Raw genomic sequence first — 18,403 nt, 5'->3', positions numbered from 1 at the left:
CCATGATGCGGCGCGCGCGCAGGAAGTATGACGAGGAACCGGACAACCAGGACCGCTGGCTGATCTCGTACGCCGACTTCATCACCCTGCTGTTCGCGTTCTTCGTCGTGATGTACGCGATTTCGCAAGTCAACGAAGGCAAGTACCGCGTCTTCCAGAACGCCATCGGCCAGGCCTTCAGCCTGGAAAAGGGTGCGCCGCCCATCGTCATGGAAGCGCCGCAAGCGATCCCGCTGCCGAACCCCGCCCTGAAACGCCGCACGGAAGCCATCCGCCGCGAGCGCGAACACATGACGCGCCTGGCGCAAGACTTGACGTCCACGCTGGCGCCGCTGGTCAAGGAAGGCAAGGTGCGGGTCACGCAGACGAGCCGCGGCGTGAGCGTGGAAATCAATGCCAGCGTGCTGTTCGACCCGGGCGCGGCGCGCCTGACGACGGAGTCGGACCAGGCCCTGCGCGCCGTTGCCGTGCTGCTCAAGGACGATACGCACGACGTGCAGGTGGAAGGGCATACGGACGTGCAGCCGATCAGCAATTCCAATTTCGCCTCGAACTGGGAATTGTCGGCCGCGCGCGCCAGCGCCGTGGTGCGCCTGTTCATCGCCAGCGGCGTGCAAGCGTCGCGCCTGACGGCCGTCGGCCACGCCGACAACATTCCCGTCGCCCCCAACGACACGGCGGAAGGGCGCGCGCGCAACCGCCGGGTCGCCGTGACGATCTTGTCGGGCATCCCCGAAACGGTGACGGAAGTGCCGACGGCGCCGCCGGCCAACTAGGACGGGCTTGCGGGCCGGCGCCAGTCCGGCGGATCGGGCGCGTGTCATTCGCTGGTCATACTGGAATGCTAGGCTGTCGCACTTCTTTTCAGCCTCCAGGTCGATCCCATGTCTTACTCCAGAACGTTGCTTCCTTCGGCCATCGCCATCCTGTTGAGCGTTGCCGCTTGCGGCGGCGATAGTGATCCCGCTGGCGGCGTGCCGCCGCTGCCAGCCGGCCGCTGGATCGCCGGCGACCTGCATACCCACACCACGCAATCGGCCGACGCCGATGTCAGCCAGACGCTGGACAAGGTGCTGGCCAAGTCGTTCACCACGTATGGACTCGACTGGATGGCGCTGTCCAACCATTTGCGCGTCTCCACGCGCGACGCGCTGGGCGCGCCGCTGGCGGCGCCCATCCCGATGTCCATCGGCGCCGAGCGCTATGAAATTCCACGCGTCCAGGCGCTGCAGGCCGCCGGCACCTACGCCGACAAGCTTGTCTTCTCCGGCTTCGAGTGGGACATGCCGACCCATGATCACGTCGGCATCGGCCTGTTCGACGGCGCCGACAAGCTCAGCACCAGCACCCGGGGCATGAAGGAGTTCGAATATTTGTTTACCACGCGCGACGCGGCCATGTTCGACGCCGCCGACGTCGCGGCATGGAAAGGCAAATATGGCGAGGCCCGCTATAACAGGACGGCTGCCGATGCACTGCAAGCCATCAACTGGCTCAAGCAGAATTACCCGGAAACCAGCTACGCCGTCATCAACCATCCGTCGCGCAACAAGGGCAGCTACAGCATTGCCGATTTCCGCGCCTTTAACGATGCCGCCCCCAACATCATGTTCGCCATCGAAGGCATGGTCGGCAACCAGATGGAGCCGGACCGCGGCGGCTATACGGCTGCCTACACGGACGACAATGCGCTGCTGCGCGTATATGGCGGTGTCGATTACGTGGTGGCCAAGCTGGGGGGGCCATGGGATGCGCTGCTGGGCGAGGGACGCCGCATCTGGAACCTGACCGATTCGGATACCCACTTCAAGATCGTCGGCGGCAACAGCAGCGGTTACTTCCCTGGCGAATATGCGAAGAACTATGTGTTCAACGGCGCGCAGGGTGCGCCGCTGGCGAAGGACTTGCTGGCCGGTTTGCGTTCGGGCAAGATGTTTTCCACTTATGGCGACCTGATCAACGCGCTGGATTTCAACCTGGCCAGCAAGGACGACCGCAAGGAGATGGGCGGAGAGCTGAAAGTGGCCAGCGGCGAGAAAGTCACCATCACCATCCGCTTCCGCAGCCCGGCCAAAAACAACCACGAAAAGCCCGTCGACAGCGGCGTGGCCGCCAGCGTCAAGCCCGTGGTCGATCATGTCGACCTGATCGTCGGTGATGTGGGAGCGAAGGCGGCGGCGGGCACGCCGGCCTACCATGTTGCCGCCAATGCCAGCACGCGGGTGCTCAAGCGCTTTACCAGCGCGGACTGGAAACTCGGGGCTGACGGCTACTACAGCGTGAGCTACGAAACGACGGCGACGAAGAACCAGTATTTCCGTCTGCGTGGCACCAATCTGGGAACCGATGTCGCCGGCCTGACGCAGGGTGGCGAGCCGCTGGCCGACCAGCGCACGGGCACGACGGACAGCACCCAGCGTTTCAATGATATCAACGACCGCAATTACCGCAGCCTGTGGTTCTATGCGAATCCCGTGTTCCTTACCTTGCGTTAATAGCATCGTCGGCCGTGCGCCGCCGGACGGTGCGGGATCCCGCTTGATCCCGCACCGTCCCCGCTTGGTACAATCGCGGCCTTCTTTCTTTTATTTCTTCATCATGAAAAGCAGCTCCCAGGGCGGTCTCGTCTATTCCACCGAAACGGGCCGCATGTGCCCCGCCTGCCGCCAGCCGCTGGCGCAATGCGCGTGCAAGGCGCAAGCGAAGGCGGCGCCCGCCGGCGATGGCGTGGTGCGCGTGTCGCGCCAGACCAAGGGGCGCGGCGGCAAGAGCGTCACCGTGGTCAAGGGCCTGGCGCTGGACGCCATCGCGCTGGCCCTGCTGGGCAAGCAGCTGCGCACGCAGTGCGGCTCGGGTGGCACGGTCAAGGATGGCGTGATCGAAGTGCAGGGCGACCATGTCGACATCATCCTGGCCGCGTTGGTGAAACTGGGGCACCAGCCGAAAAAGGCCGGCGGCTAGGCGGGACGCGTGCGTGCGGAGGCGTGCGGCCCGCTGCCGCGCGCCTGTGGTAACGTGCGTTTCCCATCACGCGCGCCACCTCATCATGAATAGCAAACTGACCGGTATCGCCATCGCCGCCGCCATCGCGGCAGTGCTGGCGTTCGCTTACTGGCCGGCGCCTGATGACGACGCGCCGGACACTGCCGCCACCGCTGTCGCCAGCGCGCCGCCGGGCCGCAGCCTGGCGTCGTATCTGAATATCGACGCCACTCCGGCCGCCGATGCCGGGCCTGCTCCCGTGACCCTGGCGCAGCAGCTTGCGCGCCTGGCCGCCAGCGGCAAGCCGGAAGACGCGTATGCGGCCTACAACCTGATCGACGACTGCATCGTCTTCCAGCAGGAAAGCCGCTTGCCGGGGCTGGAATTCGAGCTGGGGCGCGAAATGACGGTGGAAGAAAAGACGGCCCAGCAGCAGCTGTGCGCGGGCCTGACGCAGCGCCAGCGCGAAGACCGCCTCGGCTACCTGGCCGCCGCCGCGAAGGCCGGCGTGCCGGGCGCGGCTACCCTGTTCCTGTCGGAAGGCCCGTTCGGCGACCGCAGCGCGCTGCGCAACCGCCCCGACGATCCGCTGGTGCAGGCATGGAAACGGCAAGCCATCGCCCAGCTGACGGCGCAGGCGGACGAGGCGGAGATGACCAGCGTGTCGACCCTGATGATGGCGTATCTGCGCGATGGCGACGTGGTGCAGAAAGACGCGCCGCAAGCGTATGGCTACCTGCTGGCCCTGCGCATGGTGTACAGCGATATCCTTACGCCGGGCACGACGAACCCTTACCAGGATGAGTACTGGCACTGGCTGCAAAACGAGCTGACGCCGGAACAGCAGGCCGCCGCCCTCATCAAGGCGAATGGCATCGCCGCGAAATTTCGCCAGCATACGGGCCGGCCCGCACACGGTTGAGTGCGTGAGCCCGCCCCTGCGCAATCTGGCCCGTGTTAAGCCAGCGCTTGCATGAAGCGGCTCCTGCATGAGCGAAGCCATGCACAAACTAAGCCGTACATAAGCCACAGTCCGTGCATGGAGCCGCCTCGCGGCCCCATGTCTGCCGGCAATGGCAGTGCTTGCAGACGCCCGGATGCCGCTCAGTCAGCCGTCTTGCGGCGCCGTATGCTATAGCCGATCAGGCCGATTCCCGCCAGCAGCATGCCATAGGTGGCCGGTTCGGGTACGGCCGTCGTGATGGAAATGTCCAGCACGGAATCACGCTCGCCGATGCCGCTTGCCACCAGGGTGTAGGTGCCAGGCCCCAGCAGGCCGTTGAAAGTCGAATGGGCAAACGCGCCCAGCATGCCGGCAAAGGTATCCGATTGCACGAGATTATTGCTGGAGTCGAACAAGTCAATGTTGACGCCAGTCAGGCGGGGACCGACTTCGTTGGCGCCCGTGACCAGCCAGGCGGCATTCCCCGCGAACGACTGCACGCCGGCGCCGATCGTAAACGTGGTCGTTTGCAGCAGCGAGCCGCGCTCCGTCGTGAAGGTGTCGACGAACAAGGTGTCTTGCGCCAGTAGTGGCGCGGCCACCACGGCCGTCGAGACGAGATGGTTGTAGAAAACGGCTTGCGTTTCGGCCTGGGCGCCCGGCGCCAGAAGGGTGCAGCCGAGCAACAGCGCCGCGCCAGCCTTGCTTACTGAGAGAGAGTTCATATCATGCTCCTGTCTACTTGCGATTGAAGTGGAGTGCGTCATGGCGCAGCGCAAAGCGCAGGCTGGACGCGTGAAATGGATTAGCTATGCCTGCGGAACGATGTTCGTGTCGGCGAGGAAAGTCTCACCTGGAGATGTGCGGCGTATGCTAGGGATTAGCATATAGTCATCATCCGTCTCAAGTTTGAGCGCGCTCAAAGGTGCGGCTTCGAAGGGCTGCCGTTGTTGTTTCTGTGTGCGGCGTTCTGGAGGGAATGGCTGCTGCGCCCGTGTCCGCATTGGCTTGCAACAATTGGCGTAGTTTGTGACTGCCGCGCCGGGCTATGATGGCCGCACATTTGCCTGGGTGGGCAAGATACGCATGAGGAGCGGCACACGGATGTTGAAAACGATGAATTTGCCAATATTGCAACCATCTGTGAGCCTGGCCGCGCTGCGGGCGCGCATGGCGGCGCGGCCCATGCGGGGCGCCATATGCCTGGGCTTGTGCGCAGGCGCCGTGAATTGTCTCATTTGCATATTGTTGTTGCTGGCAGCCATGGCACTGTTTTCGCCGGAGCAGCTGGGCGGCACCGCTGCGTCATCGCTGAAAGGCGCCGGCATGGCGACGATCTTCTGGATGGTCGTCGTCTGGGCACCGCTGTTCGAGACGATCATCGGGCAGTGGCTGCCGCTTGAGGTGTTGCGCCGCTACAGGGTGCGTGCCGGATACAGCCTGCTGGCCAGCGCGGCACTGTTTTCCCTGTTGCATGTCATGGGTGGTTCCGGCATTTTGCACGCTGGCATGACTTTCATTGCAGGCGGCTTCTTCGCGGCCTGCTACCTGGCGGCGCGCAGCATGGGCGTGGCGCCCGCCTATGTGGCGGCGGCTGCGGCACATGCGAGCAGCAATGGCTTGTTGCTGTGCCTGTCGCTGCTGTTTCCTGGCCTGGAGTAGTGAACGTCGAGTGAGAACTTAGCCGATCACGACGCGACGGCTGGCCGTGTTCGTCATCGGTTGGCCGCTGGGGCCGTAGAAATTGCCGCTTTGGGCCGTGGGGCGCATGGCGTTCAGGGCGCCTTGCGTGTGCAGCATGTGCTTGTTGACCAGCAGGCTGTTGAGTCGGTTCTGCTCCTTCGCTTCGCGCGTCGTCTCGAGCAGGGCTTTCCAGAGCGGCGCCGCTTCCGCTTCGCTGGCGCTGACCAGCCAGTCTTCCATGCCCGCTTCGGCGGCGGTAAAGCCTGCTGCCGCCAGCGCCTGGTGGCGTTGCGCCGCCAGCTGGCTCAATTGTCCGACCAGTGCCGTCTTGCGCGCCGTGAGCTCCGTGATTGCATCGATGTCAGCGGCAACCAGATGCCGCTGTTCTTCTTTCATCAATGCCAGCAATGTGGTCATGAGCTGTTGCTCGTCGCGCAGGCTGGAAAACGGAGTCACTGATTGCATGAGGGAACCTATCTATTTCGTGAGTGCAGCAAGTCCTTGACCGTGTCGAGGAGACCGTCCGCCACTTTTTCTGAGTTGACCTGGAACTGGCCGTCGGCGATCGCCAGCTTGATGCGTTCGACCTTTTTCGTGTCGAACACGGCGCCGCTGCCGGCGGTTGCACTGGCCGCCAATGCCTGTCCTTGCGGCGACAGGCGTACATTGTCCGACGTCGTCGGTGTTGCCTGGGCTTTCTCGGCATTCCGGGCGCCCGAGGTACTCGCGGGCGCCACCGGCAGGCCGGGATTGCTTTTAATGGTGTTATCGGTAATTTTCACAGCGTGATCCTCGTCTGGTCGAAGTCAAAAAACTCCGGGATATGTGTCATTATCGGCACCTTCTTCCGAAACTTTAGTGCGCCGGACCACAATATCGCTGTCCATTCGAGTTTAAAAAGCGACCTCCACCATGCCGCCAGCCCGCGCCACGCCGCTGATCTGCTGGCCGCTCTGCGTGCGTACCTGTACCGTCTGGCCATCGCCGGCGCTGCCGATGGCGCGTCCTTCTGATGCCACCTGGAAACCGTTTCCACTGGAAACGACACGCACCAGCTGTCCCTGCATCACCACCGGCTTGCGGCGCAGGGTGTCGAGGCGCATAGGCGTGCCTGGTGGCAAGGAAATATTCGTGCTGGCGCCCACGACCTGGGCCATGTCCGTGGCGATGCCTGCCGGCAATGCGGCCAAGTCGCCCTGCATCGTCACCAGCTGGCTGGCGTCGATGGCTTGTCCCTGCGCCAGCGGCACGGCGCTGGCGACGTAGTCGCCGACGACGGCCACGTTCGCTTGCAAATAGATAGTCCAGTTGCTGGGCGCCGTGCAGCGCACGCCGACGGTGGTCTTGCCCCAGGCGCGGGCGCCCGGCGCCATGAACGCTTGCGGCGCGGGGCAGGCGGCCAGGTTCAGGCGCGGATCGACGGCACCGACGGTGACCGTCACCTTGCCTGGTAAACCATTGCTTTGCACCTGCAGGAACTGTTCCACGCTGTTGCGCAGCGCTTCCGGCGTTTGCCGGCCGGCGTTTTGCGCCTGGGCCAGCAGTGGCAGGGCGGCAAGAGCGAAGAGGGAAGCAAGCGGTGTTTTCATGGTGATAGGCCTCTGGAATAGTGCCATGATAGTGCGCGCCGCGCCGTTCGAAGCGCCGATTAAGGGGTAAAAGTACGGTCTGATCCGGCGATGGTCTTGCTGGTGGGCGCCGTACTATGTTTCCTGTCATCACTATACCGCCATCCTTCCGCCATCTCGGGCGCCAGTGGCAGATCTTTCCGGAGCCTGACATGATAGGGAAACTCGACGATTACATGCGCTTCAACGAGGCGGCGCTGAGCCTGCGCTCGACGCGCCAGGAATTGCTCGCCTCGAACATCGCCAATGCCGACACGCCCAACTACAAGGCGCGCGACGTCGATTTCGCCGCCGCCCTGAAGGGCGCGATGGCGCGCAAGGACGGCGTGCCGCCAGCCCTGAAGGGCACGGCGCCGCAGCATATGCCGGGCAAGGGCGTGGCCGCAGCTGCGGGCGCGACCGGTGGCGGCAAGGTCGAGACCCTGGTCGACGGCACGCCGCTGCTGTACCGCGCGCCGGCCCAGGGCGCCGTCGATGGCAATACGGTCGACATGGACCTCGAGCGCAACGCCTTTGCCGACAACGCCATCCGCTACGAGGCGGCCGTGACGTTCCTCAACTCGCAGATCAAGGGCATGCTGACGGCCATCCAGGGAGGACAATAATCATGTCGCTGTTTAATATCTTCAATGTGTCCGGTTCGGCCATGAGCGCCCAGGCGCAGCGCCTGAACACGGTGGCCAGCAACCTGGCCAATGCCGACAGCGCCACCAGCGCCACGGGCGAAGCCTACCGCGCCAAGCAGGTGGTGTTCGAGGCCGTGCCCATGGCCAACGGCGCCACGGCCGTCAAGGTGCAGAAGGTGATCGAGGATCCGTCGCCGATGAAGCTGGTCTACGACCCGAAGAATCCGCTCGCCGACGAGAAGGGCTACGTCACCATGCCCAACGTCAACGCGGTCGACGAGATGGTCAACATGCTGTCGGCTTCGCGTTCCTACCAGACCAACGTGGAAACCATGAACGCGGCCAAGTCGCTGCTCCTGAAAACCCTCTCCATCGGCCAATAAGGCTGACTGATCATTATGGCAACCATCGATACCAGCACCGCCAAAGTCACCGACCTGATGGCGACGATGAATCCGAAGAAGACGACGGCCGCGAAAGGCAGCGTCGAGGAAGAAACGAATAAATTCCTGACCCTGCTGGTGACCCAGCTGCAAAACCAGGATCCGATGAACCCGCTGGACAATGCACAGCTGACCAGCCAGCTGGCCCAGCTGTCCACGGTGACGGGCGTCAACAAGCTCAATACCACGCTGGAAACGCTCAAGACCAGTTACCAGCAGGCCGAATCCATGCAGGCGGCCAATATCATCGGCCACGGCGTGCTCACGGCAGGCAAGAACATCACCTTGAGCAAGAGCGCGGCCCTGCTGGGCGTCGACCTGGCGACGCCGGTCGACAGCGTCAAGGTCATCATCTACAACAGCACGGGCAAGGAAGTCCATTCCATCGACCTGGGACCGCAGGATGCGGGTACCTTGCCGCTGGGCTGGAACGGTTCCACGGCCGAGCTTGACAAGGACGGCAAAAACATCGTGCTGCCTGACGGCGCCTACACGTTTTCCGTGGAAGCCAAGCGGGGCGGCGCCAAGCTGACCGATGCGGCGGCGCTGATGTTCGGTTCGGTCGCCAGCGTGTCGACGGGCGCCGGCGGCGTGAAATTGAACGTGCCTGGCGTGGGCAGCATCACCATGGCCGATGTGAAGCAGATTTTGTAAGCCGCTCATTTGTAGCGTAGACCCTCTACCCCTATTTTCTACCAGGAGAACACAATGTCTTTCCAACAAGGCCTGAGCGGCTTGAACGGTGCCGCCAAATCGCTGGACGTCATCGGCAACAATATCGCCAACTCGGCCACCGTGGGTTTCAAGCAATCGCAGGCGCAGTTCGCCGACATCTATGCCAACTCGCTGTATGGCGTGGGCGGCAACCAGCCGGGCATCGGCGTATCCGTGTCGCAAGTGGCGCAGCTGTTCAACCAGGGTAACCTGGAAAGTTCGTCCAATCCGCTCGACATCGCCATCAACGGCGGCGGTTTCTTCCGCACCAGCGTGAACGGCGCCATCCAGTATTCGCGCAATGGCCAGTTCCAGGTCGACAAGAGCGGCTTCATCATCAATGCGCAGAAAGCCCAGCTGACCGGCTATCCGGCCGACGCGAACGGCAAGATCCTGGCCGGCGCCACCGTGCCGCTGCAGATCGACCCGGCCGACATGGCGCCGCAGGCGACCACCAAGGTCGATACCCAGGTCAACCTCGATTCCAACTCGGCCATGCCGACCGTGGTGCCGTTTACCGTGGGCGAGCAAAAATCGTGGACCAAGCAATTCCCCGTGCCCGTTTACGATTCGCTGGGCAACTCGCACACCATGTCCAACTTCTACGTCAAGACGGGCACCAATACCTGGGACGTCTACACGGCCACTGACGGCAAGGAAATTACCAGCGCGAAAGTAGTGGCCGCGGCGCAAACCGATGCCGCGTCGCTGGCCGCGCGCGCCGCCTACCAGGCCGCCGTCACGGCCGTGCCGCTGGTGCCGGCCAATATCACGGCCGCCGCCGTTGCCTACGGCAATGCGGCCGGTGCCGCCATACGCACCGCCGCGGCGGCGGCTGGCGCCAGCCCCGCCCAGCTGGCCGCCATCAGCGCCACCTATGGCAGCGCCGTGCCGGACGGCGTCAATTCCAGTCTGACGCCAGACCAGATCGATGGCAGGATCTCCGCAGTGACGGAAGTGCCCGCCGTGCGGTCCGCGTCGCTGGTATTCAACAGCGTCGGCAGCCTGGACAAGGCCGCCATGCTGGCCCTGACGCCGCCGCAAACCTTGCCGGTGACGGTCAACCTGCCCGTCTTCCCCGCCACGGGCGCGAACGCGAACCTGGCGATCAAGGTCGACTTCACCAATTCGACGCAGCTCAGTTCCTCCACCAGCGAAAAGCGCACCGTGGCCGATGGCTACGCGGCCGGCCAGCTGGACCGTTTCGTCGTGGGCAGCGATGGCGTGATCCAGGGGCAGTACAACAATGGCAAGACGCGCGACCTGGGCCAGGTGGTGCTGACCAAGTTTTCCAATCCGAATGGCCTCGAACCGCTGGGCAACAATGCCTGGGCGGAAAGCTCGACCTCGGGCAGCCCGATGACGGGTGAGCCGAGCTCGGGCGGCCTGGGCGACTTGCGGGCCTCGGCCGTGGAAGTGTCGAACGTGGACTTGACGGCTGAACTGGTCAACATGATCACGGCCCAGCGCGCCTACCAGGCGAATGCGCAGACCATCAAGACGCAGGACTCGGTCCTGCAGACTTTGGTTAACCTGCGTTAATGGTACCGGGGGCAGTCACTTCGTGACCGGAATGTACCGCATTGCGGCGCATTCCCCCGCCGGGTCTGACCCCAGCTTTCGTTTTGCACGGAGAAACACATGGACCGTCTCATCTACACCGCCGGCTCGGGCGCCAAGCACATCCTGGACAAGCAGGCGACCACGGCGAACAACCTGGCGAATGCCACCAGCACGGGTTTCCGCGCCCAGCTTGACTCGTTCCGCGCCGTGCCCGTGGTGGCCGACGGCATGATGCCGACGCGCGCCTTTGTCGTCGATTCGACGGTCGGTTCCGATTTCACGCAAGGCCCCATGCAGCACACGGGCCGCGCGCTCGACGTGGCCGTGGAAAACGGGGGCTGGATCGCCGTGCAGTCGGCCGACGGTTCCGAAGCCTACACGCGCAACGGCGCCTTGAAGCTCAATGAAAACGGCATGCTGCAAACGCAGTCGGGCCTGATGGTGCAGGGCGATACGGGCCCCATGGCCATTCCGCCCGGCGTGACGGTATCCATCGCCAGCGATGGCACCGTGGGCACGATTTCCACGGACGTGCCGCCGGGGCCATCGACGGTGCTGGGACGCATCAAGCTGGTCAACCCGCCCGAGCAGCAACTGGTGCGCGGCGACGACGGTCTCTTCCGCCTGAAGGACGGCACGGTGGCCCAGGCCGACCAGGCCGTCAAGCTGACCACCGGTGCACTGGAAGGCAGCAATGTCAGCCCCGTCGACTCCATGGTCAGCATGATCGCCCTGGCGCGCCAATTCGAAACGCAAATGAGTTTATTGAAGAATGCCGAGAATAACGCGGCGAAAGCAACCCAGATCCTCGCTTTGAATTGATGGGGACCACCGCATAATGCTTGCATAGAAATAGTCTACAGGGCTGGTTAGCGCTGTTATTGGAGAAAAAACATGATTCGTTCCCTTTGGATAGCCAAGACCGGCCTGGAAGCGCAGCAGACGCAGATGGACGTGATCTCCAATAATCTGGCCAACGTCAGCACGACGGGCTTCAAGAAGTCGCGCGCCGTGTTTGAAGACTTGCTGTATCAAAATGTGCGCCAGCCTGGCGCGCAATCGTCGCAGCAAACCCAGCTGCCATCGGGCTTGCAGATCGGCACGGGCGTACGCACCGTGGCTACCGAGCGCATCCATACCCAGGGCAATCCCCAGGCGTCGGGCAATTCGCGCGACGTGATGGTCAACGGCACCGGTTTCTTCCAGGTGCTGCTGCCGGACGGCGCCACCGCCTACACGCGCGACGGCTCGTTCCAGACGGACAGCAACGGCCAGCTCGTCACTTCCGAAGGTTTCGTCATCCAGCCCGCCATCACCGTGCCGACCAATGCGCTGAGCCTGACCGTGGCGCGCGACGGCACCGTTTCCGTCACCTTGCCCGACACCGTGGCGCCATCGCAGATCGGCTCGCTGCAGCTGACCACCTTCGTCAATCCGGCCGGCCTCGAGTCGAAGGGCGAAAACCTGTACATGGAAACGGGCGCCTCGGGCGTGGCGCAGACCAACACCCCGGGCACCAACGGCGCCGGCGTGCTGATGCAGGGCTATATCGAAACGTCGAACGTCAACGTGGCCGAGGAAATGGTCAACATGATCCAGACGCAGCGCGCCTACGAGATCAACAGCAAGGCCATCACCACGTCCGATCAAATGCTGCAGAAATTGTCGCAACTTTAATTTTCATAGTCGTCATGCCATCCGCCGCCGGATGGCAGCGGAGGTTCGCCATGCAATACCCCATCATCGCTTTGTTCTCTGCAGTCCTGCTGTCCGGCTGCGCCATCACGCCCACGTCCATCGTGCAATATCCGACCACCACGCGCGCGCCGATGCCGGAACCCGTGGTCGTCAACAATGGCTCCATCTACCAGCCGTCGACCTACCGTCCCGCCTTCGAAGACCGCCGCGCGCGCCACGTGGGCGACACCATGACGATCGCCATCACCGAGCGCACGAATGCCGTCAAGGCGGGCGCCAGTTCCGGCAACAAGTCGGGCAGCGTGGGCTTTTCCACGCCCGGCATCGCCCAGGGCCGCTTCGGCGCCACCGTGGCGGCGAATGGCGCGACGAAATTTGCCGATGGCGACAACCAGTCCGCCAGCAACACCTTTTCCGGCGTGATCGGCGTGACGGTGATTGAAGTGCTGCCGAACGGCAACCTGATCGTCGCCGGCGAAAAACAGATCGCCATGAACAAGGGCACGGAATTCATCCGCTTCTCGGGCATGGTCAATCCGGACACCATCGGCACGGGCAACGTCGTGCCATCGACCCAGGTGGCCGACGCGCGCGTCGAGTACCGCACCAACAGCCAGATCGACCGCGCCGAAATGGCCTCGATGGCGTCGCGCTTCTTCCTCAGCCTGCTGCCGTTCTGACCATGGCGACCGTGACCTTTCCCCGCTTGCTGGCCCTGTGCGGCCTGGCACTCTCCCTGCTCGCGCCCGTGGCGCAAGCCGAGCGCATCAAGGACCTGGCCAGCATCGCCGGCGTGCGCCAGAATCAGCTGATGGGCTATGGCCTCGTCGTCGGCCTCGACGGCAGCGGCGACCAGACCACGCAAACGCCATTTACCATCCAGAGCGTGGCGGCCATGCTGCAGCAGCAGGGCATCAATTTGCCGCAAGGCACGAGTTTGCAGCTGAAAAATGTGGCCGCCGTGATGGTGACGACGGCCTTGCCCGCGTTTGCCCAGCCGGGCCAGCTGCTCGACGTGACGGTGTCGTCGATGGGCAATGCGAAAAGCTTGCGTGGCGGCACTTTATTGATGACCCCATTGAAGGGTGCCGACGGCCAGGTGTACGGCATGGCGCAGGGCAACGTGCTCGTCGGCGGCGTGGGCGCGCAGGCGGCCGGCAGCTCGGTCGTCATCAATCACCTGAGCGTGGGACGCATCTCGGGCGGCGCGACCGTCGAGCGCAGCGTGCCTTCGGCGCTGGGCGCCAACAACACGATTCGCCTGGAATTGAACGCCACCGATTTTGCCACCGCCAGCCGCGTGGTCGACGCCATCAACAGCCGCTACGGCGCCGGCACGGCCGCCGCGCTCGATGGGCGCGTGATCCAGGTGCAGTCGCCGGGCGGCAGCGACCAGCGCGTGTCCTTCCTGGGCCAGCTGGAAAGCATCGAAGTCAATCCGGCCCGCCTGGCGGCCAAGGTCATCATGAACGCGCGCACCGGCTCCGTCGTGATGAACCAGTCCGTGACCCTGGAAACGTGCGCCATTTCGCACGGCAACCTGTCCGTCACCATCAATGTCGAGCCGCAGGTAAGCCAGCCGCCGCCATTGTCGGGCGGACGCACGGTGGTCACGCAGACGGCGCAGATCGATATCAAGAAGGAACCGGGCAAGGTCATGCTGGTCAAGGGTGGCGCTTCGCTGTCCGACGTGGTGAAAGCCTTGAACGCCATCGGCGCCTCGCCGCAAGACTTGCTGGCCATCCTGCAGGCGATGAAGGCGGCCGGTTCGCTGCGCGCCGAACTTGAAATCATTTGATGGGCTTGCCATGATCAGCCAAACCGACCTCAGCAATACCGCCGCCTATGACGTCAAGGGCATGGATGGCTTGCGCCAGTCCGCCAAGGCGAAGGACCCCGCCGCCCTGAAAGAGGCGGCCACGCAATTCGAAGCCATGTTCATCAACATGATGATGAAAAGCATGCGCGAAGCCACGCCGCAGGACGGCATCATGGATAGCCAGCAAAGCAAGATGTACACCTCGATGCTGGACCAGCAGACGAGCCAGAACCTGGCCAAGCGGGGCACGGGCCTGGCGGACATGCTGATCCGCCAGTTGTCGTCGTCGAACCAGGCGCTGGCCGCCGATGGCGCCGAAGCGCCGTCGCCCCGTTCCTCCAGCATGGCGCAGGCGCTGGCCGCGTTCCGCCAGCAGCAGGGCGCGCTGACGGATGGCGCAGGCGGCGCCACCGTCAAGACGCTGAGCGACAAGGCCAACGCCACGCAGGCGCCGCACGTGCGCGCCTTCCAGGAAAAGCTGGGCGTGCATGCGGAAGAAGCGAGCCGCGCGACGGGCATCCCGGCCAAGTTCATGCTGGGCCAGGCAGCGCTGGAAACGGGCTGGGGCAAGCGCGAAATCATCGCCCGCGACGGCAGCAGCAGCCACAACCTGTTCGGCATCAAGGCCTCCAGCGACTGGAAGGGCAAGGTGACGGAAGCCGTCACCACGGAATACGTGAATGGCAAGGCGCAGCGCAAGGTGGAAAAATTCCGCGCCTACGACAGCTATGCGGACAGCTTCAAGGATTATGCGCAGTTAATTACCAACAACAAGCGCTACGAAAAAGTCCTGGCCAGCGCGGGCGACGCCAGCACGTTCGCCCATGGCCTGCAGAAGGCCGGCTACGCGACGGACCCGAATTACGCTGCCAAATTGACAAAAATTATCAAGAATTCGCTGGTCGGCTAATCCCCCGCCTGTCCCTTGTGCAGGCCGCGCGCTTCAAGTTTTCGCCGCGGCTGCCGTAAATACATTTGACGGTAACCAATAAGACACCATGACTTCGAATCTCCTCAGCATCGGTAAGAGCGGTTTGCTTGCAGCGCAGGTGGGCCTGTCGACGACCGGGCATAACATCACCAATGCGAATGTACCGGGCTACAATCGCCAGACGGTGCTGCAGCAGACTTCGCAGTCCAACTTTGCCGGCTATGGCTTCGTCGGCACGGGCACGGAAGTGTCGCAGATCAAGCGCCAGTACGACAGCTTCATGGCCACCCAGGTCAATGCCGCGCAAAGCGCGACCAGCGCCCTCGATACGTATTACACGCAGATCAGCCAGATCGACAACCTGCTGGCCGATCCCACGGCGGGCCTGTCGCCCGCCATGCAGGATTTCTTCAAGGGCGTGCAGGATTTCAGCGCCAATCCCTCGTCGGTCGCGTCGCGCCAGGCGCTGCTGTCGAGCGCCGGCTCGCTCGCTTCGCGTTTCCAGGGCCTGAGCGCGCGCCTGACGGAGATCGGCGACGGCGTCAATTCGCAGATCACGTCGAACGTGACGGTCATCAATACCTACGCCAAGCAGTTGGCCGACCTGAACAAATCGATTTCCCAGTTGTCGGTCGACGCCAGCAACCAGCCCAACGATCTGCTGGACCAGCGCGACCAGCTGATCACGGAATTGAACAAATACGTCAAGGCGACGGTGCAGCCCGCCGCCAACAATACCGTCACCATTTCCATCGGCGCGGGCCAGCCCCTGGTGGTGGCGGACCGCAGCTTCGAACTGGCGGCCACGCCTTCGCGCACGGATCCGAACCGCATCGAGGTGGGCTATGTCACGGGCAGTACCGTCACCGTGCTGCCGGACAGTTCCCTGACCGGCGGCTCGCTGGGCGGCCTGCTGGAATTTCGCAGCGGCACCCTGGACAACGTCCAGAACTCGCTGGGCAAGGTGGCCATCGCGCTGGCCAGCACCTTCAACGACCAGCACAAATTGGGCCAGGATTTGAATGGCGCCATGGGCGGCGACTTCTTCAAGATACCCGACCCCGTGATCGGCGCCGACCGCGGCAACAACACCAGCAGCACCACCGTGCTGTCGGCCAAGGTCAGCGATCCGACCAAGCTGACGGCCAGCGATTACAGCCTGAAATACGACGGCAGCAACTATGTGGTGACGCGCGAATCCGACGGTACCCACACCATCATCAATCCGTATCCGCAAACGGGGCCGCAAACCATCGACGGCGTCGATTTCTCGATCTCGGGCACGGCCGCCCAGGGCGACAATTACGTCATCCGGCCGACGGCGAATGGCGCGGCCGGCCTGAACGTGCTGATCACCGACCGCAACAAGATCGCCGCCGCGGCGCCCATCGCCACGTCGGCGCCCGTCGCCAATACGGGTTCTGGCAAGCTCAGCGCCGGCTCCGTCGACAAGGCTTACCTGGCCCCGGGCAATGCCCTGGCAGGTCCCGTGACCTTGACGTACGACAAGGCGACCACCTCGCTGACGGGCTTCCCCGCAGGCCAGGCGGTGACGGTCAAGGGCTTGAATGGCGCCACCACGACCTATCCGGCCGGCACGGCCAACATCCCCTACACGGAAGGCGACAGCTTCAGCTTCGGCGGCATCAACGTCAGCATGACGGGTGCGCCGGCGCAGGGCGATACCTTCAGCATCAAGCCCAATACGGGCGGCGTGGGCGACAACCGCAATGCGGCGCTGCTGGCGGGCTTGCAGACGAAGAATATCCTCGATGGCGGCAATACCACGTTCCAGGGTTCGTATGCGCAAACCGTCAGCTTCGTGGGCAACAAGACGCGCGAAGTGCAGGTCAGCGGCCTGGCCAGCCTGGCCCTGCTGCAGCAGGTTAGCACCCAGCAGCAGGCCGTTTCCGGCGTCAACCTCGACGAAGAGGCCGCCAACCTGCTGCGTTACCAGCAGTCCTACCAGGCGTGCGGCAAGGTCATGCAGATCGCCAGCACCCTGTTCGACGTGGTGATCGGCCTGGGACGTTAATCAATTTTTTGCCGCGGCGCAGCGCGCGGCGGCTTTCTGGAAGGGCAGCATCATGCGCATCAGCACACGAATGATTTATGACCAGGGCAGCTCGCAGCTCAATACGCTGCAGGGCGCCTTGAACCGCACGCAGATGCAACTGTCGTCCAACCGCCGCAACCTGACGCCGGCCGACGATCCGATCGCCTCGGCGCGCGCGCTCGAAGTGACGCAGTCGCAATCGATCAATACCCAGTTCGTGACGAACCGTTCGAACGCGAAGAATTTCCTGTCGCAGGAAGAGCTGGCGCTGGCCAGCACCACGTCGCTGATCGCCGACGTCAAGGACCTGGTCGTCAAGGCCGGCAATCCTTCCCTGAAGGACGTCGACCGCGATACCCTGGCCAGGGAACTGGAAGGCCGGCTGACGGACTTGCTGGGCATCGCGAATACGGCCGACGGCGCGGGCGGCTACCTGTTTTCCGGCTATAAATCCACGACCCAGCCATTCAGCCAGACGCCGACGGGCGCCAGTTACGTGGGCGACCAGGGCCAGCGCGAACTGCAGGTCGGTTCGGCGCGCTACCTGGCCACCAGCGATTCCGGTGCCGCCGTGTTTGAAAACAACCTGACGGGCAACGGCAAGTTCACCACGGCCGCCGCCACCGCCAACTTCACGCGCGGCGGCTCGGGCGTGGTTTCGGGCGGCACGGTGACGGACCCGTCGGCATTGACGGGGCACAAGTATTCGATCGACTTCAAGGTGACGGGCACGGGGACGGACGCCGTCACCACCTATACCGTCACCGACGCCACCCTGGGCCAGACGGTGCCGAACCCCGCCGTGCCCGTTCCCTACAAGGCGGGCGACGCCATCACCTTCGACGGCCAGCAAGTGAGCATCACGGGCAAGCCGGCCGACCAGGACAGCTTCACCCTGGAGCCGAGCGCCAAGGAATCGCTGTTTACCACCGTGAAAAACCTGATCGGCGTGCTGCGCCAGCCAGGCAGCGGCGATGCGGGCCAGGCGCGCCTGACGAACGGCTTGAATGCCGCCCATAATATCCTCGACACGGCCTACGACAACGTGCTGTCCGTGCGCGCGGAAGTGGGTGCCCGCATGAAGGAACTCGATTACCTCGACAGTGCCGGCGACGACCTCGACATCCAGTACGCCACCACCCTGTCCGACCTGCAAGACCTGGACATGGTCAAAGCCATTTCCACCTTCAGCCAGCAGCAGGTGACCCTGCAGGCGGCGCAGAAATCGTTCACCTCGATCTCGGGTTTGTCGCTGTTCAATTACATCAGCTAAGCCGTCATTTCAGCACGACGGCCAGCCGGGCCGGGGCAGGGAGT

General features: G+C 63.8%; 20 protein-coding genes. 16 read left to right on the top strand and 4 right to left on the bottom strand.

What is annotated here, in order from left to right:
- Positions 1-5: 5 nt before the first annotated feature.
- The 4 genes from motD to BLU39_RS06275 all read left to right on the top strand — a co-directional run bounded on the left by motD (position 6) and on the right by BLU39_RS06275 (position 3,904).
- Positions 6-776 (top strand): flagellar motor protein MotD, encoded by a 771-nt coding sequence (motD, locus tag BLU39_RS06290; protein ID WP_092711346.1) that lies wholly within the window; start codon positions 6-8, stop codon positions 774-776.
- A gap of 108 nt (positions 777-884) precedes the next feature.
- On the top strand, positions 885-2,495 hold the full coding sequence (locus BLU39_RS06285; protein WP_092711085.1) for a CehA/McbA family metallohydrolase domain-containing protein: 1,611 nt from the start codon (positions 885-887) through the stop codon (positions 2,493-2,495).
- Positions 2,496-2,598: 103 nt separating this feature from the next.
- Positions 2,599-2,961: a translation initiation factor Sui1 gene (locus BLU39_RS06280; RefSeq protein ID WP_092711344.1), complete on the top strand. Its 363-nt coding sequence runs from the start codon at positions 2,599-2,601 to the stop codon at positions 2,959-2,961.
- 85 nt (positions 2,962-3,046) lie between these two features.
- A complete protein-coding gene (locus BLU39_RS06275) occupies positions 3,047-3,904 on the top strand; it encodes a hypothetical protein (protein WP_092711083.1) in 858 nt (285 codons plus the stop codon).
- 182 nt (positions 3,905-4,086) lie between these two features.
- Here BLU39_RS06275 and BLU39_RS06270 read toward each other — a convergent pair whose 3' ends face one another.
- Complete coding sequence (locus BLU39_RS06270; RefSeq protein WP_254788900.1) at positions 4,087-4,650, bottom strand: FxDxF family PEP-CTERM protein; 564 nt, start codon at positions 4,648-4,650, stop codon at positions 4,087-4,089.
- Between the two features lie 538 nt (positions 4,651-5,188).
- Between BLU39_RS06270 and BLU39_RS06265 the strand changes: the two genes are divergently transcribed.
- Positions 5,189-5,587 (top strand): CPBP family glutamic-type intramembrane protease, encoded by a 399-nt coding sequence (locus BLU39_RS06265; protein ID WP_157808812.1) that lies wholly within the window; start codon positions 5,189-5,191, stop codon positions 5,585-5,587.
- A gap of 18 nt (positions 5,588-5,605) precedes the next feature.
- Here the strand turns inward: BLU39_RS06265 and BLU39_RS06260 are convergent, their stop codons facing one another.
- From BLU39_RS06260 to flgA, 3 genes are all read right to left on the bottom strand, one after another.
- A complete protein-coding gene (locus BLU39_RS06260; protein ID WP_092711079.1) occupies positions 5,606-6,073 on the bottom strand; it encodes a flagella synthesis protein FlgN in 468 nt (155 codons plus the stop codon).
- A gap of 8 nt (positions 6,074-6,081) precedes the next feature.
- Positions 6,082-6,390 carry a flagellar biosynthesis anti-sigma factor FlgM gene (gene flgM, locus BLU39_RS06255; RefSeq protein ID WP_034787161.1) on the bottom strand — a complete coding sequence of 103 codons (309 nt, stop codon included), beginning with the start codon at positions 6,388-6,390 and terminating at the stop codon, positions 6,082-6,084.
- A 111-nt stretch (positions 6,391-6,501) separates the two neighbouring features.
- Positions 6,502-7,197 carry a flagellar basal body P-ring formation chaperone FlgA gene (gene flgA, locus BLU39_RS06250; RefSeq protein WP_092711075.1) on the bottom strand — a complete coding sequence of 232 codons (696 nt, stop codon included), beginning with the start codon at positions 7,195-7,197 and terminating at the stop codon, positions 6,502-6,504.
- A 191-nt stretch (positions 7,198-7,388) separates the two neighbouring features.
- On the opposite strand from flgA, the gene flgB reads away from it, so the two are divergent.
- The 11 genes from flgB (at position 7,389) to flgL (ending at position 18,359) form a co-directional block, all read left to right on the top strand.
- Positions 7,389-7,841, top strand: a complete 453-nt coding sequence (gene flgB / locus BLU39_RS06245) for a flagellar basal body rod protein FlgB (RefSeq protein WP_092711072.1) — start codon at positions 7,389-7,391, stop codon at positions 7,839-7,841.
- A 2-nt stretch (positions 7,842-7,843) separates the two neighbouring features.
- A complete protein-coding gene (gene flgC, locus BLU39_RS06240) occupies positions 7,844-8,245 on the top strand; it encodes a flagellar basal body rod protein FlgC (RefSeq protein ID WP_092711070.1) in 402 nt (133 codons plus the stop codon).
- A 15-nt stretch (positions 8,246-8,260) separates the two neighbouring features.
- Positions 8,261-8,959, top strand: a complete 699-nt coding sequence (locus BLU39_RS06235; protein ID WP_092711067.1) for a flagellar hook assembly protein FlgD — start codon at positions 8,261-8,263, stop codon at positions 8,957-8,959.
- A gap of 54 nt (positions 8,960-9,013) precedes the next feature.
- The gene (locus BLU39_RS06230; protein WP_092711064.1) at positions 9,014-10,561 is read left to right on the top strand and encodes a flagellar hook protein FlgE; all 1,548 of its coding nucleotides are present in this window, start codon (positions 9,014-9,016) and stop codon (positions 10,559-10,561) included.
- A 99-nt stretch (positions 10,562-10,660) separates the two neighbouring features.
- Positions 10,661-11,404, top strand: a complete 744-nt coding sequence (locus BLU39_RS06225; protein ID WP_092711061.1) for a flagellar basal body rod protein FlgF — start codon at positions 10,661-10,663, stop codon at positions 11,402-11,404.
- 72 nt (positions 11,405-11,476) lie between these two features.
- Positions 11,477-12,259: a flagellar basal-body rod protein FlgG gene (gene flgG / locus BLU39_RS06220; RefSeq protein WP_092711059.1), complete on the top strand. Its 783-nt coding sequence runs from the start codon at positions 11,477-11,479 to the stop codon at positions 12,257-12,259.
- 50 nt (positions 12,260-12,309) lie between these two features.
- Entirely contained in the window at positions 12,310-12,960 is a 651-nt protein-coding gene (locus tag BLU39_RS06215; protein WP_092711056.1) for a flagellar basal body L-ring protein FlgH, read from the top strand.
- Between the two features lie 2 nt (positions 12,961-12,962).
- On the top strand, positions 12,963-14,078 hold the full coding sequence (locus BLU39_RS06210) for a flagellar basal body P-ring protein FlgI (protein ID WP_092711053.1): 1,116 nt from the start codon (positions 12,963-12,965) through the stop codon (positions 14,076-14,078).
- Positions 14,079-14,088: 10 nt separating this feature from the next.
- The gene (gene flgJ / locus BLU39_RS06205; protein WP_092711050.1) at positions 14,089-15,009 is read left to right on the top strand and encodes a flagellar assembly peptidoglycan hydrolase FlgJ; all 921 of its coding nucleotides are present in this window, start codon (positions 14,089-14,091) and stop codon (positions 15,007-15,009) included.
- Positions 15,010-15,097: 88 nt separating this feature from the next.
- On the top strand, positions 15,098-17,065 hold the full coding sequence (flgK, locus tag BLU39_RS06200) for a flagellar hook-associated protein FlgK (RefSeq protein WP_092711047.1): 1,968 nt from the start codon (positions 15,098-15,100) through the stop codon (positions 17,063-17,065).
- Positions 17,066-17,117: 52 nt separating this feature from the next.
- Positions 17,118-18,359: a flagellar hook-associated protein FlgL gene (flgL, locus tag BLU39_RS06195; protein ID WP_175539221.1), complete on the top strand. Its 1,242-nt coding sequence runs from the start codon at positions 17,118-17,120 to the stop codon at positions 18,357-18,359.
- The last annotated feature ends 44 nt before the right edge of the window (positions 18,360-18,403 follow it).

It is taken from the genome of Janthinobacterium sp. OK676, assembly GCF_900103595.1.
In the GTDB taxonomy this organism is placed as follows: Bacteria; Pseudomonadota; Gammaproteobacteria; order Burkholderiales; family Burkholderiaceae_D; genus Janthinobacterium.
The sequence above is the reverse complement of the archived record's forward strand: the minus strand, read 5'-3'. Positions and strand labels throughout refer to the sequence as shown.

Bases quoted from the DNA above. Each gene is read 5' to 3' on its own strand.
- motD (WP_092711346.1), top strand. From the start codon at position 6: ATGCGGCGCGCGCGCAGGAAGTATGACGAGGAACCGGACAACCAGGAC.
- BLU39_RS06285 (WP_092711085.1), top strand. From the start codon at position 885: ATGTCTTACTCCAGAACGTTGCTTCCTTCGGCCATCGCCATCCTGTTG.
- BLU39_RS06280 (WP_092711344.1), top strand. From the start codon at position 2,599: ATGAAAAGCAGCTCCCAGGGCGGTCTCGTCTATTCCACCGAAACGGGC.
- BLU39_RS06275 (WP_092711083.1), top strand. From the start codon at position 3,047: ATGAATAGCAAACTGACCGGTATCGCCATCGCCGCCGCCATCGCGGCA.
- BLU39_RS06270 (WP_254788900.1), bottom strand. From the start codon at position 4,650: ATGAACTCTCTCTCAGTAAGCAAGGCTGGCGCGGCGCTGTTGCTCGGC.
- BLU39_RS06265 (WP_157808812.1), top strand. From the start codon at position 5,189: ATGGCACTGTTTTCGCCGGAGCAGCTGGGCGGCACCGCTGCGTCATCG.
- BLU39_RS06260 (WP_092711079.1), bottom strand. From the start codon at position 6,073: ATGCAATCAGTGACTCCGTTTTCCAGCCTGCGCGACGAGCAACAGCTC.
- flgA (WP_092711075.1), bottom strand. From the start codon at position 7,197: ATGAAAACACCGCTTGCTTCCCTCTTCGCTCTTGCCGCCCTGCCACTG.
- flgB (WP_092711072.1), top strand. From the start codon at position 7,389: ATGATAGGGAAACTCGACGATTACATGCGCTTCAACGAGGCGGCGCTG.
- flgC (WP_092711070.1), top strand. From the start codon at position 7,844: ATGTCGCTGTTTAATATCTTCAATGTGTCCGGTTCGGCCATGAGCGCC.
- BLU39_RS06235 (WP_092711067.1), top strand. From the start codon at position 8,261: ATGGCAACCATCGATACCAGCACCGCCAAAGTCACCGACCTGATGGCG.
- BLU39_RS06230 (WP_092711064.1), top strand. From the start codon at position 9,014: ATGTCTTTCCAACAAGGCCTGAGCGGCTTGAACGGTGCCGCCAAATCG.
- BLU39_RS06225 (WP_092711061.1), top strand. From the start codon at position 10,661: ATGGACCGTCTCATCTACACCGCCGGCTCGGGCGCCAAGCACATCCTG.
- flgG (WP_092711059.1), top strand. From the start codon at position 11,477: ATGATTCGTTCCCTTTGGATAGCCAAGACCGGCCTGGAAGCGCAGCAG.
- BLU39_RS06215 (WP_092711056.1), top strand. From the start codon at position 12,310: ATGCAATACCCCATCATCGCTTTGTTCTCTGCAGTCCTGCTGTCCGGC.
- BLU39_RS06210 (WP_092711053.1), top strand. From the start codon at position 12,963: ATGGCGACCGTGACCTTTCCCCGCTTGCTGGCCCTGTGCGGCCTGGCA.
- flgJ (WP_092711050.1), top strand. From the start codon at position 14,089: ATGATCAGCCAAACCGACCTCAGCAATACCGCCGCCTATGACGTCAAG.
- flgK (WP_092711047.1), top strand. From the start codon at position 15,098: ATGACTTCGAATCTCCTCAGCATCGGTAAGAGCGGTTTGCTTGCAGCG.
- flgL (WP_175539221.1), top strand. From the start codon at position 17,118: ATGCGCATCAGCACACGAATGATTTATGACCAGGGCAGCTCGCAGCTC.